The 12,835-nt window shown below is 58.2% G+C and carries 13 protein-coding genes and 1 pseudogene; 6 read left to right on the top strand and 8 right to left on the bottom strand.

Annotation, left to right across the window (positions count from 1 at the left end; translation table 11 throughout):
* Positions 1–66: 66 nt before the first annotated feature.
* From FPZ52_RS00685 to FPZ52_RS00665, 5 genes are all read left to right on the top strand, one after another.
* The gene (locus FPZ52_RS00685) at positions 67–273 is read left to right on the top strand and encodes a twin transmembrane helix small protein (protein ID WP_146362752.1); all 207 of its coding nucleotides are present in this window, start codon (positions 67–69) and stop codon (positions 271–273) included.
* A 2-nt stretch (positions 274–275) separates the two neighbouring features.
* The gene (locus FPZ52_RS00680; RefSeq protein ID WP_146362750.1) at positions 276–848 is read left to right on the top strand and encodes a cob(I)yrinic acid a,c-diamide adenosyltransferase; all 573 of its coding nucleotides are present in this window, start codon (positions 276–278) and stop codon (positions 846–848) included.
* 132 nt (positions 849–980) lie between these two features.
* Complete coding sequence (locus FPZ52_RS00675; protein ID WP_146362748.1) at positions 981–1,742, top strand: electron transfer flavoprotein subunit beta/FixA family protein; 762 nt, start codon at positions 981–983, stop codon at positions 1,740–1,742.
* Complete coding sequence (locus FPZ52_RS00670; protein ID WP_146362746.1) at positions 1,742–2,668, top strand: electron transfer flavoprotein subunit alpha/FixB family protein; 927 nt, start codon at positions 1,742–1,744, stop codon at positions 2,666–2,668. The genes FPZ52_RS00675 and FPZ52_RS00670 overlap by 1 nt, the downstream gene beginning before the upstream one ends.
* Before the next feature lie 107 nt (positions 2,669–2,775).
* On the top strand, positions 2,776–3,651 hold the full coding sequence (locus FPZ52_RS00665; RefSeq protein WP_146362744.1) for a 3-hydroxybutyryl-CoA dehydrogenase: 876 nt from the start codon (positions 2,776–2,778) through the stop codon (positions 3,649–3,651).
* Here the strand turns inward: FPZ52_RS00665 and FPZ52_RS00660 are convergent.
* From FPZ52_RS00660 to FPZ52_RS00635, 6 genes and pseudogenes are all read right to left on the bottom strand, one after another.
* Complete coding sequence (locus FPZ52_RS00660) at positions 3,618–4,499, bottom strand: lysophospholipid acyltransferase family protein (protein WP_146362742.1); 882 nt, start codon at positions 4,497–4,499, stop codon at positions 3,618–3,620. The genes FPZ52_RS00665 and FPZ52_RS00660 overlap by 34 nt on opposite strands.
* Before the next feature lie 49 nt (positions 4,500–4,548).
* Positions 4,549–4,827 carry an HPr family phosphocarrier protein gene (locus FPZ52_RS00655; RefSeq protein ID WP_146362740.1) on the bottom strand — a complete coding sequence of 93 codons (279 nt, stop codon included), beginning with the start codon at positions 4,825–4,827 and terminating at the stop codon, positions 4,549–4,551.
* A gap of 11 nt (positions 4,828–4,838) precedes the next feature.
* A complete protein-coding gene (locus tag FPZ52_RS00650; RefSeq protein WP_146362738.1) occupies positions 4,839–5,225 on the bottom strand; it encodes a PTS sugar transporter subunit IIA in 387 nt (128 codons plus the stop codon).
* Complete coding sequence (gene rapZ, locus FPZ52_RS00645) at positions 5,222–6,145, bottom strand: RNase adapter RapZ (RefSeq protein WP_146362736.1); 924 nt, start codon at positions 6,143–6,145, stop codon at positions 5,222–5,224. The genes FPZ52_RS00650 and rapZ overlap by 4 nt, the downstream gene beginning before the upstream one ends.
* A 32-nt stretch (positions 6,146–6,177) precedes the next feature.
* The gene (locus tag FPZ52_RS00640; protein ID WP_146362734.1) at positions 6,178–6,597 is read right to left on the bottom strand and encodes an HPr kinase/phosphorylase; all 420 of its coding nucleotides are present in this window, start codon (positions 6,595–6,597) and stop codon (positions 6,178–6,180) included.
* A gap of 9 nt (positions 6,598–6,606) precedes the next feature.
* Positions 6,607–6,858: pseudogene (locus FPZ52_RS00635) on the bottom strand (winged helix-turn-helix domain-containing protein); the annotation flags it as partial.
* A gap of 309 nt (positions 6,859–7,167) precedes the next feature.
* Between FPZ52_RS00635 and FPZ52_RS00630 the strand changes: the two are divergent.
* Positions 7,168–8,766, top strand: a complete 1,599-nt coding sequence (locus tag FPZ52_RS00630) for a phosphoenolpyruvate carboxykinase (RefSeq protein WP_146362732.1) — start codon at positions 7,168–7,170, stop codon at positions 8,764–8,766.
* Between the two features lie 69 nt (positions 8,767–8,835).
* Here the strand turns inward: FPZ52_RS00630 and FPZ52_RS00625 are convergent, their stop codons facing one another.
* Both FPZ52_RS00625 and FPZ52_RS00620 read right to left on the bottom strand, forming a co-directional pair.
* Entirely contained in the window at positions 8,836–10,737 is a 1,902-nt protein-coding gene (locus FPZ52_RS00625; RefSeq protein ID WP_146362730.1) for an ABC transporter ATP-binding protein, read from the bottom strand.
* Positions 10,737–12,566, bottom strand: coding sequence for an ABC transporter ATP-binding protein (locus tag FPZ52_RS00620; RefSeq protein ID WP_146362728.1), 1,830 nt, complete (start codon positions 12,564–12,566; stop codon positions 10,737–10,739). The genes FPZ52_RS00625 and FPZ52_RS00620 overlap by 1 nt, the downstream gene beginning before the upstream one ends.
* Positions 12,567–12,835: the final 269 nt, after the last annotated feature.

The following is a 12,835-nucleotide window of genomic DNA, read 5'->3' as shown; positions in this document are numbered from 1 at the left end:
GTCCGGTTGCCCTTCGCAACCGGGCCGCTATCGGCTACACCCAGACAAGCAAGCGCGGAGCACACCATGCAGAACGACCCCCTTTTCTACGTCGTCGCGATCGCCATGATTCTGGTGGTCGTCATCCTGATGATCGGCATCACCGGAATGGCGCGCGGCGGTGAGTTTAACCGCAAGAACGCCAATCGCCTGATGCGATACCGGATCATCGCGCAGTTCATCGCGGTCATTCTGATCCTCATCTTCGTCGCCACACGCTTTGCAGGAAACTGACCATGGTTGTGCTCAACAAGATCTACACCCGCACTGGCGACAAAGGCGACACCGCCTTGGGCGACGGCTCGCGCGTGGCCAAGCATTCGATCCGTGTCGATGCCTACGGTACGGTGGACGAAACGAACTCCACGGTGGGACTTGCACGCTTGCACGCTGACGGGGCCATCGCGGACCAGCTTGCCGCGATCCAGAACGATCTATTTGATTTGGGTGCGGACCTATGCCGTCCCAGCCCTGACAAGGACACCGAAGCCGAATACCCACCCTTGCGCATTGTCGAGAGCCAGATAACCCGCCTTGAGCAGGAAATCGACGCGATGACCGCGCAGTTGCAGCCTTTGCGATCCTTCATCCTTCCCGGCGGCACAGCCCTTGCTGCGTATTTGCACTTGTGCCGAACGAATTCGCGGCGCGCGGAACGGCTAACTGTTCACCTCGCCACACGTGAAGCCGTAAACGAACACGCGGTGAAATACCTGAATCGCCTGTCCGATTGGTTCTTTTGCGCAGCGCGCATGGCCAACAATGGCGGACAAGATGACGTGCTTTGGGTACCGGGCGCCAACCGCTAGGCAGAACGCAGCGTTCCGAGCCGCCCAATGAGCGTTTTTGCCCTGTCGCCGTGCTTCCCGACGCGTTAACACGTTTCGCGGAGGCATCTGGCCCGCAGACCGGGCCGGGATCAAACTGAGGAGTCCGCGCCGATGAAGGTACTTGTACCCGTGAAGCGCGTGATCGACTACAACGTGAAGGTTCGTGTGAAAGCGGACGGATCGGGTGTCGATCTCGCCAATGTCAAAATGTCGATGAACCCGTTCGACGAAATCGCCGTCGAGGAAGCGATCCGCCTGAAGGAAAAGGGCGTTGCCACCGAGGTTGTCGCCGTATCTATCGGCGTGAAGCAATCGCAGGAAACGCTGCGCACCGCGCTCGCCATGGGCGCTGACCGCGCGATTCTGATCAATGCTGCGGATGATGTGCACACAGACATCGAACCGCTGGCCGTCGCCAAGCTGCTCAAAGCCGTGATCGACGAGGAGCAGCCGCAAATCGTGCTCTGCGGCAAGCAAGCCATTGACAACGACATGAACGCTACCGGCCAGATGCTGTCCGCGCTGCTGGGCTGGTCGCAGGCGACATTTGCCTCCGAGATAAACGTAGATGGCGGCAGCGCCGCAGTCACACGCGAGGTCGATGGCGGACTGCAGACGATCAAGGTCAAGCTGCCTGCCGTCATCACGGCAGATCTGCGCCTGAACGAGCCGCGCTACGCGTCGCTGCCCAACATCATGAAGGCCAAGAAAAAGCCGCTTGATGAGAAAACGCCCGCCGATCTGGGCGTCGACATCGCGCCGCGGCTGGAGGTCCTCAAGACGACCGAACCCGCTGAGCGCAAGGCAGGGATCAAGGTCGGCTCTGTCGATGAACTGATCGAAAAACTCAAGACCGAAGCGGGGGTGATCTGATGGGTGTTCTTCTTCTTGCTGAAGTCACCGACGGCACACTAGCTGTCGATGCAACCGCAAAGGCCGTCAGTGCGGTCAAATCGCTGGGGGATGTCACTCTTCTTTGCGCCGGGGCCTCCGCCAAGGATGCTGCTGAAGAAGCCGCCAAGATCGACGGCGTCGTGAAAGTTCTGTGCGCAGAAGATACCGTCTATGGCCACCGCCTGGCCGAGCCGACTGCCGATCTGATCGTATCGCTTGCCGGCGATTACGACCACATCGCCGCACCCGCGACCACCGACGCGAAAAACATCATGCCCCGCGTCGCTGCGCTGCTGGATGTCATGATCCTGTCAGACGTGTCGGGCGTTGTGGATGCAGATACGTTCGAGCGCCCCGTCTATGCCGGCAACGCCGTACAGACAGTGAAATCCTCTGACACCAAGAAAGTGCTGACGATCCGTACATCAAACTTCGACGCAGCCAGCCAGGGTGGCTCGGCTGCGGTCGAGACCATCGGCGCTGCGGGCAATCCCGCCCTGTCCGAATGGGTCGAGGACAAGGTGGCCGAAAGCGATCGCCCTGAACTCACCTCGGCTGGAATCGTCGTTTCCGGCGGTCGCGGCGTAGGGTCCGAAGAGCAATTCGAGCTGATTGAAAAGCTGGCCGACAAGCTAGGCGCCGCTGTAGGCGCATCGCGTGCCGCCGTCGATTCGGGCTACGCGCCCAATGACTGGCAAGTGGGGCAGACGGGCAAGGTCGTGGCGCCCGAGCTTTATATCGCGGTAGGCATCTCCGGCGCGATTCAACACCTTGCGGGCATGAAGGACAGCAAGGTCATCGTCGCGATCAACAAGGACGAAGATGCCCCAATCTTCCAAGTTGCCGATTACGGCCTCGTTGCCGATCTGTTCAACGCGGTGCCGGAACTCACCGAAAAGCTCTGATACCGGATGGGCCCGCTCATGCAGCGGGCCTTTTCCAATGCGTCACTTGCTGCGCCGCGGCGACGCCACTAAGCTTCTCCCGAAAATTCAAACCCGGAGTGATCGACATGGATATCAAAACCGTCGGCGTCATCGGCGCAGGTCAAATGGGCAGCGGCATCGCGCATGTGTTTGCTCTGGCCGGGTTCGAAGTGATCTTGAACGACATCGACACCGGCAGTCTTGATCGCGCCATCGCGTCCATCGGCAAGAACATGGATCGGCAGGTCAAGAAGGACGCAGTTTCCGAAGCCGACAAGGATGCCGCCCTGAAGCGGATCGTCACAACGCAGAACACCGCCGATTTCTCGAAGGCCGATCTGGTCATCGAAGCCGCCACTGAAGACGAGGCGGTCAAGTGTAAGATTTTTGAAAGCCTCATTCCACATCTGGCAGATCACGCAATCCTGACGACAAATACCTCTTCCATCTCCATCACGCGCCTTGCCGCCGCCACTGACCGCCCCGAACGCTTCATGGGTTTTCATTTCATGAATCCTGTTCCGGTGATGAAACTGGTCGAACTCATTCGCGGTATCGCCACCGATGACGCTACTTTTCAGGCCTGCAAGGGGCTGGTCGACAAGCTGGGGAAAACCGCCTCTGTCGCGGAAGACTTTCCGGGCTTCATCGTCAACCGCATTCTGATCCCGATGATCAACGAGGCAGTCTATGCGTTGCACGAAGGCGTTGGGACCGCCGCGTCCATCGACAGCGGCATGACGCTAGGTGCAGCCCATCCGATGGGGCCGCTGCAACTGGCAGACATGATCGGGCTGGACACCTGCCTTGCCATCATGCGGGTCCTGCATGAGGGCATGGCGGACAGCAAATACCGCCCCTGCCCGCTACTGGTCAAATATGTCGAGGCTGGCTGGCTGGGCCGCAAATCCGGTCGCGGGTTCTACGACTATTCCGGCGACCAGCCAGTTCCGACCCGCTGATCGTCAGTCAGTGCCAAGGTGTGTGCCCGCAACCACCCCATGAAGCCTCGTTGATCCGAGGCCCATTTCCTCAACTGATCGGGATAGATCGGGTCGCCGATGATCGGGCTGATCGGCTTGTTCAGCGCATGCACGACTTCGTGCAACAACAGCCCCTGCCGTAGTGTGGGCGACACCCGGTTAGCCATCTGATACCAACGGCTGTTCTGTCCCGAGAAGCGAATGGGCAGGACCGTTGCGCCGCTGCGCAGAATCATCTTGGCCGTGAAAGGGTTCCAACTGGCCTCGACAGCCGGGCCGAACATCGTCTGCGACGCCGAAACCGAACCCGACGGAAACAGCGCGACGGACCCGCCGCTTTGCAGGTGACGCATGCACTTTCGCCGCATTTCGAGGTTCAGTTGTAGCGCGTCATCTTCGTGCGGGAACGGCACCGGCATCAGGAACTGCTGCACCTCTCTAACCCCCGTCAACAAGGATCGCGTCAGAATACGATAGTCCTGTCTGGCTTGGCCGATTAACGCTCCGAGCACGATTCCGTCGACCAGCCCATGCGGATGATTGGCAACGATGACAAGCGGACCCTGCTTGGGGATGCGCGCTATCTGACCGGGCGGCGTGCGCAGCTCGATCCCCATCTGGTTCAGGGCGCGCGGCCAGAACTCCTGCCCCACCGGCGGACCTCTGCGCTCGAACTCCCTAATATGCCGCAGCAACGTAACCTTGCCTGTCATCCATTCCATCGACCGGATGACGCTCGCCTTCCACCGACTGTCGAAGGTCGTGGCATAGGACAGCCGGCGCTTGTCATAGCGCTCCGGCGACCCGGTGCTTTCAATGGGTAACATATCTCGTTCGATGGCCGGCAATGGTCGCCCCGAATCTTGCGTGTGGTGGCTAGAAGTCTTCGCCGAATTTGTTGGCGACGAGTTTCTCCAGCGCGTCGGCCAGCTTCTCGGCCTCGTTGCCGGTGGTGACAATATCGATAGACGTGCCACGAGACGCAGCAAGCATCAGTAACCCCATGATGCTGTCGCCCGAAGCGCTCAGCCCATCCTTGCTAACTTCCGCTCGAGCGTCATGGGCCTCGACCACTTCCACCAGCTTGGCAGAGGCGCGCGCGTGCAACCCTTTTTCATTGATGATCTTGAGTGTCCGTCGTGCGCTGGTCGTCATATGTCTTTAATTCAGTGCGGGTTGTGCGAATCTATGTATTTTCGCCCGGCATCCAGTGCAGCAGTGATCGCCACGTCGATTGGTTTACCTCGCGATTTCGTTAGCTTTATAAGCATTGGCAGGTTCGCGCCATAAAGAATTGACCGGTTTTCCAGCGCACAGGCAGGAATGGACAGATTCGACGGCGATCCCCCGAACATATCCGTGACCACTATAACGCCGTCACCATCATCGACATCATCGGCCGCCGCCTTGATTTCGGCTTGCTTGCCTTGCCTGTCGTCATGAACTCCGATCGAAATGGCGCGCATATGCGACTGTTTGCCGAGAACATGCTCGACAGCCGCCAAATATTCGCGTGCCAGCCCCCCATGGGCGACGATCACGATACCAATCAACCCTTATCACCCGATCCAGTTGACGCGGAAACATGGCCGCGCCGTTCAAGTTCGTGGTGCCTTATAGACACCTGCCATTCATCTTCCGCAAGGGCTCGGGCCATACGCTCGGCCAATACTACCGAACGATGCTGCCCACCCGTGCAGCCGAACCCTATAGATAGATGCGCTTTGCCTTCATCGACATAGGCAGGCAACAGAAACCGAACCAAATCACGCGTTTTGTCAAAAAACGTCGCGGAACGCGGATCGGCGGCAACATAGTCAGCCACGCGCTGGTCTCGTCCGTCGAGGCGCCGCAAAGGTTTTTCCCAATAGGGGTTTGCCAGAAACCGGCAGTCGAACAATAAGTCGATCCCGTTGGGCACGCCACGCTTGTAGGAAAAGGAGTGCACCGAAACAGCCAAACGTCGCGCGTCTTCAGCGTCAAACCAGCGCTTCAGTTCCGCCCGTAGATCATGCGGCGTCAGATCGGATGTATCGAGCAAGATGTCGGAACGCAGGCGGATTCGTTCCAGAAGGTCGAACTCGCGTTTAATGCCAAGCTCTGGCGCTTCAGCCGGTGCAAGCGGATGACGGCGGCGTGTTTCAGAGTAACGGCGCGACAGGACATCCGCGCGGCAATCCAGATAAAGGACCTCCAGGTCGATCCGCGGATCGGAAGACAGTTGCGCGATCATGTCCAACACCGCCTGCGTACTGAATTCGCGGTTGCGCACGTCGATTCCTAATGCGAGAGGCCGACCCATCGGAACACCGTCAATCAATCGAGGGAGGAGGCTCAACGGTAGATTGTCGATAGTTTCGCAGCCGAGATCCTCCAACACGTTCTCGGCCGTGGACCGCCCCGCACCCGAGGGGCCGGTGATCAGAATCACTTGCTGGCTTTTCTGGCTGCGTGCCTGCCCGTTCGGCCTCATGGCGTCTGCCCCGCTGTCATCACATCCATCCCCTACAGGCTCTTAAGGTATTGCAGAAGAGCGGCCGCGAAATCGACCCTCCCCGTATTGTGAAGCAAGGTGACATCACGACCAAGATAGCTGCGTGTCTTTGATAGCGGCAGTCGGTCTTGTTCGCGCACCCCCAGATCCACAGCAAGAGCCAATCTGCACGGGCCCCTCAATCGCGCCGGCAGTAAACCGACGCCGCGCGCCTCGATGAGGGCGGGCAATGTTCGGGGCGCGACAACCATTGGACGGTTCTCCGCTTCACCCAGAAAGACCTTGGTACGATCGTCGGCAACAAGGTCAGCCCCTAGCGCGAGCAAAGACAAAGCCAGCGACGATTTCCCCGAGCCCGACGGCCCTTCGATCAGCAAACCATGGCCGTTGTAGACCACTGTGGAGGCGTGAAGGATAATTTCATCCGTCATCTGCCAAGCCTAAGCTTCAGGTAGCACGAATTTATACCCGACGCCGTAAAGCGTTGCGATAGTCGTGAAGCGCGGATCGACGCGCCTAAACTTTCTACGCGGCCGCTTAATGTGGCTGTCAATCGTGCGATCTTCGACATGAACCCCGTCGCCATAGGCAATGTCCATCAGTTGATGACGAGTTTTTACGAAACCGGGCCGGATTGCCAGAGCCTCCAGCAGATCCATTTCCTTTGCGGTTAAGGATACAGTGTGGCCGCGCCGCACACGCAACTTCTTCGGTCGCGGCCCGGCCGAAGTCAGGTTCAATCCCCATCAGACACCCTATTCACTAATTTTCCCGCGAATCACGAGTCCCACGGATTAATGCAAACGGTCAAACCCGTAAGAAATTGCTAAGCCCGGTCGCGGCAACGTGATCGAGGTTGCGCTAACATCAGGATGGTTGCGCTAACTGTTCTCAATGGTCCTGTTTTGACGCGCGAAACGCATGATATAGCGAGGCAGAGACGCTGGTGGAGGCGGCTCTAATCACTCATCAGACCGCATGGCGGAGGCTAGGTAACGCATATGACGTCAGGACGTGTTAACCGGAATCAAAAGCTGGAAGATCAGGGGATCAGCGGGCTTGGCTCTGTCTATTACAACCTGACCGAACCGGCGCTCGTGCAGGAAGCGTTGAAGCGTGACGAAGGCACGCTGGGCAAAGGCGGAGCGCTGCTCGTGGAAACGGGCAAATACACCGGTCGCTCGCCCAAGGACAAGCACGTCGTTCGTACCGCTGCGGTCGAGGACAACATCTGGTGGGACACCAACGCGCCGATGTCGCCGGAGGGCTTCGACACCCTCTACAACGACATGCTGGAGCATATGAAGGGTCGCGACTACTTCGTACAGGACCTGTTTGGTGGCGCGGACCCGACCCACCGCCTGGATGTGCGTGTGGTCACCGAACTGGCATGGCACGGGTTGTTTATCCGGCACCTATTGCGTCGCCCAGCGCAGGAGGAACTGGAAACCTTTGCACCGGATTTCACGATCATTAACTGTCCGTCCTTCAAAGCTAATCCGGACCGTCACGACTGTCGTTCCGATACCGTGATCGCGCTGAACTTCGACCGCAATCTCATCCTGATCGGTGGCACGGAATACGCGGGCGAGAACAAAAAATCCGTGTTCACCCTGTTGAACTACATCCTGCCTGAAAAAGGCGTGATGCCGATGCACTGCTCGGCCAACCACGCGCCGGGTAATCCTGTGGACACCGCAATCTTCTTCGGCCTGTCTGGCACCGGCAAGACGACACTTTCTGCAGACCCAAGCCGCGTGCTGATCGGTGACGACGAACATGGCTGGTCCGATCGTGGCACTTTCAACTTTGAAGGCGGTTGCTACGCCAAGACGATCTCGTTGTCGCCGGAAGCAGAGCCGGAAATATACGCCACAACGTCGAAATTCGGCACCGTGATCGAGAACATGGTGTTCGACAAGGACACGCTGGAGCTTGATTTCGAAGACGACAGCCTAACGCCCAACATGCGCTGTGCATATCCGCTGGACTACATTTCCAATGCCTCAGAGTCCGCGCTGGGCGGCCATCCCAAAAACATCATCATGCTGACCTGCGATGCCTTCGGCGTCATGCCGCCGATCTCGCGGTTAACACCGGCACAGGCGATGTATCATTTCCTGTCGGGCTTCACCTCGAAGACGCCCGGTACTGAACGCGGCGTGGCAGAGCCGATCCCGACCTTCTCAACCTGCTTCGGCGCCCCCTTCATGCCGCGCCGTCCGGAAGTCTATGGCAACCTGCTGCGCGAAAAGATCGCAAGCCACGGGGCTACCTGCTGGCTGGTCAACACAGGTTGGACAGGCGGCGCGTACGGCTCGGGTTCACGTATGCCGATCAAGGCTACACGCGCTCTGCTAGCCTCAGCGCTGGACGGCACACTCAGCGAGGCAGAGTTCCGCAAGGATCCGCATTTCGGCTTCGAGGTTCCGGTATCGGTACCGGGTGTGGACGATACCCTGCTCGATCCACGTGCGACTTGGGCCGACGCGGATGCCTACGACGCACAAGCCCGTAAGCTGGTCGAGATGTTTGCCGACAACTTCGAACAATATGTCGCGCATATCGATGAAGACGTGAAGGCCGTCGCAATCGGCTAACAGATTTCTACGCCGGAATTGATTGGGCCGACCTGCAAAATTGGGGTCGGCCCAACTCATTTCAGGGCGTCACGTTCCTGTATTCAGACCTTTTGCAAAATCCAACTCTTCATCCGGTATGTCGTCGAAAGACGAATAATTCAGATTGTAGAGCTTCGCGTACAACCCGCCAGCTTCCATAAGGTCTTCATGCCGCCCGGATTCGATCAACTGGCCTTGCTGAAGCACGATGATCCGATCCGCGCCGCGAATGGTGGCCAGACGGTGGGCAATCACCAGGCCCGTGCGACCTCTGAGCAGCGTCTCCAGTGCTTTTTGGATCTGTCGCTCCGTGTAGCTGTCGATATTCGCCGTAGCTTCATCAAGCACCAGAATTTTCGCGTCAGCCACCAATGCGCGGGCAAAGCTGATCAACTGACGCTGACCAAGCGACAACCCACCGCCACGCTCACCCAACTCGGTGTCATACCCTTCGGGTAACGCCGTGATGAATTCATGCGCGCCCACGGCTTTCGCCGCCTCGATCACCTGTTCTTCCGTCGCATCCGTTTTGCGGTAGCGGATGTTCTCCATGACGCTTCCGGTGAACAGGAACGGTTCCTGCAAAACCATCGCGATTTCCTGGCCCAGCGATTCCTGCGTCAGGTCGCGCACGTCATGGCCGCCAACCAGAACTTCCCCCTGCTGCACATCGTAGAACCGGTGCACAAGCGCCATCGCGCTGGACTTACCCGAACCGGTTGGTCCGACCAGCGCCACTGTTTCACCGGGATTCACGCGAAAACTGAAATCTTTCAAGACGGGATGCTTCGGGTTGTAGCCAAAGGACACATCACGGAATTCGACCGAGCCGTCATTCTCGCCCGTCAACTCAATCGCGCCGGGTTTGTCCCTGATCGACAGCGGCACATCCAGAACCTCGGTCAGACGCTGCCCGGATGCCATCGCGCGCTGCATCACCGAATATTGCATGGTCAGCGAACGGATCGGGTCGAAGAAGCGTTGAATGTAGAACAGAAAAGCCACCATGACGCCAACATCGAGCGTATCATTGACCACCATGTTCCCGCCGATCACCACGACGAAGGCCATTGCCACACCCGTCAGCGAGTCCACAATCGGAACCATGACCTGCGCATATTTTGCCGCAGTCAGGTGGGTTCTCAGGTTACGCGTTGCGAGTTTGTCGTAAAGGTCAAGGTTCACCTGCTGGCGATCCATACCCTGCACGGCGCGGACACCATGAATGACCTCCGCCAAGGCGCCATTGGTTAGCGAGTTCGATTCGTGCGCCGCCATGAAAGCGCTACGCGCCCGCGGCAGCCAGAAAATCCGCACGATGAACAGGATCGGCATGACCGACAGCACCAGCAGTGCCAGTGGCGCATCGAGCCACAGCATAACCCCGATGATCCCAAACAAGAGAACGATGTCTCCTACGGACAGAACAGATGTTTCCAGGAACTCCTGCATGGAGTTCACATCACCCTGAAGGCGCGACATCAGTCGTCCTACTTCAGTCTTGTCCATGAAAGAGAGTGAGACGCGCTGCAGATGCTCGAACATATTGCGACGTATGTCGAACAGCACGTTCTCGGCCACCTGCCCCACCACGTTTTCTTGGATGAACGACGCGGCATAGTTGATCAGGATAGCGACCAGAAACGCCAGAACAGCCAATTGCAGACCGTTCGCCTGCGCGCCATCGACTGCAAGGCTATTGTCGATCGCGTAACGGATGATCAACGGGATCAGCAACTGCATCGCGGTGAAGGTTAAAACGGCCGCGACGGACAGATAGACCTGCTTGCGATAGGGATGCACGAAGGTCCAAATGCGTCGCACGATGCGCTTGTCGAAAACACGACCGAAGATTTCTTCCTCGATTCGGTGCGATCCGACGGTCGCGCGGAAGGGGCGGCGGCCATCGTCGCGAATATCATTGCGTTCGGCTTCGATTTCCTGCGCCATCAGTCTTCCTCCCCCGGACGCACTTGCAGATCATAAAGCGCCTTGTAGCGACCGCCCTGTGACAGCAGTTCCTCATGCGAACCGCGTTCCACGATCTGCCCATCCTCCATGAACAGGATCTGATCCGCATGCATCAACGAACTCAGGCGATGCGCCACAACTATCGTCACGCGGTCCTTGGAATAGTCGCGCATTGCGGCGCGGATTTGCTGTTCAGTCCCTGCATCAATCGCGGCCGTTGAATCGTCAAATACCATGATTGCCGGGCGCCGCAGCAACATCTGCGCGATCGCCATACGCTGCCGCTGGCCGCCCGACAGCGACACGCCGCGTTCTCCCACAACTGTTTCATATCCGACCGGCAGACCCATGATGTAACTGTGCAGTTTCGCAGAATCTGCCGCGCGGCGGATGGACTTGTCATGGGCCCAGGGGTCGGCATAGGCAATGTTGTTGCCGATGGTCGTGGTGAACAGGAAGCTGTCCTGCTGCACGACGGACACCTCATTGCGCAGGCTTTCCAGCGCGACATCCCGCACATCCTGCCCGTCAATGGTCACCCTGCCGCTATCTACATCATAGAACCGCGGGATCAGATTGACCAAGGTCGACTTCCCGCTACCCGGCGGACCAACAATGCCGATGGTTTGACCGCGCTTGGCCTCAAACGACAAGTTCCTCAGCACCTCACGTGGATTACCATCGAAGGCAAAGCTGACATTTTCGAAGCGCAGGGTGCCATCGGTAATCTCTAACGGCGTCGCGCCAGGCGCATCCTTGATCGGAATATCCAGATCCAGCACTTCGAACAATCGCCCGCCACAGGTAGAGGCGCGCGCAAACGCATTGACCATCAGCCCAAGCTGGCGCACCGGCATTTGCAGGATGGTCATGAAGGTCAGGAACTCGGCCAATGTGCCAACACTTATATCACCGGCCAGAACCTTGCGTCCGCCAATCCACAGCACCAACCCCATGGCCGCGAAGAACGAAAACGTCATGGCGCTGGAGTTTCGCACGCGCAGCGCGACCCGTTCATGTGCCAGATCCAGCGCAGAGTGAGACGCCCGGTCGAACTTCGCCATTTCGTAAAGCTGACCCGCAAAGGCACGGACCACGCGAATCCCGCCGAGGTTTTCCTCCATCACTCGCGACAGGATTGCCAGCCGGTCCTGCAACGCCAACCATGTCGCACGAAGCCGAAGCTGGGTCACCGAAGACCGCCACGCGACAAATGGCACGAAGCTCAGCGCCAACAGCCCAAGGATGACATCGGTGGAAATCAGCAGATAAGCCCCCGCGCCAATCAGTAGCACCAGAAGGATCGTCCGGATAAAGGCGGTGGAGAAATACATCCGCACGCCTTCCAGATCGAGCATTCCCTTAGTGATCAACTCCCCCGAATGGGTCCGGTCGTGGAAGGCAAAATTCAACCGCTGGATTTTGTCGTAATAGGCAACCCGCAGATTATAGCCCACATGATGCCCTACCGATTCCGCGAAATAGTTCTGAAGCATCGTGAACAGCCCACGTGCCACGGCAACTGCCAGCAAGATAAGCGCGGTGTTGAGAAGCTGCTGCTGATGTGCATCAGCATTCGTCGTATCGATGACAATCGTCTGGGTTTGGTCAATCGCCGTGCCCAACAACCTTGGGATCGACAGCTGCAACACTGCCGCAACAACGGTCGCCAGCACAGCGATGGTAAATTGTACGGGGTAGCGAAGCGTCAGACGGGTGATGCGAACAAGTGCGCTCAGCCCCTTCCCCCAATGGGCGGAGCTTTCGCGCGCGGGCTCATTCGTCCCCCCGTCTGCGCGGTATGTCATGGAACCGCTCAACGTCTTTGTCCAATCTGGATTTCCTGCCGTAAAGACAAGGTTAACGGGATGCCGCCTTCCGGAACGCGCATCCGAAGCCTGATTTTGGATTTGATGTCCTTCTTGCATATACATATTCTTGGCGGGTGCAATGGCTAAACTTACCGAACGGTAGCCAAATTTTTCGTGTGATCCGGCAGATGTATCTGTGCGTGTTCCAACCGTACTGGCGGTTGACTTCACGCCGTCGTGACCCAAGTAATGCCCGAACGTCAGGA

Origin of the sequence: Qingshengfaniella alkalisoli (genome assembly GCF_007855645.1) — a bacterium.
GTDB classification, from domain to species: domain Bacteria; phylum Pseudomonadota; class Alphaproteobacteria; order Rhodobacterales; family Rhodobacteraceae; genus Qingshengfaniella; species Qingshengfaniella alkalisoli.
This window is presented reverse-complemented; position numbering and strand designations above follow the sequence as displayed.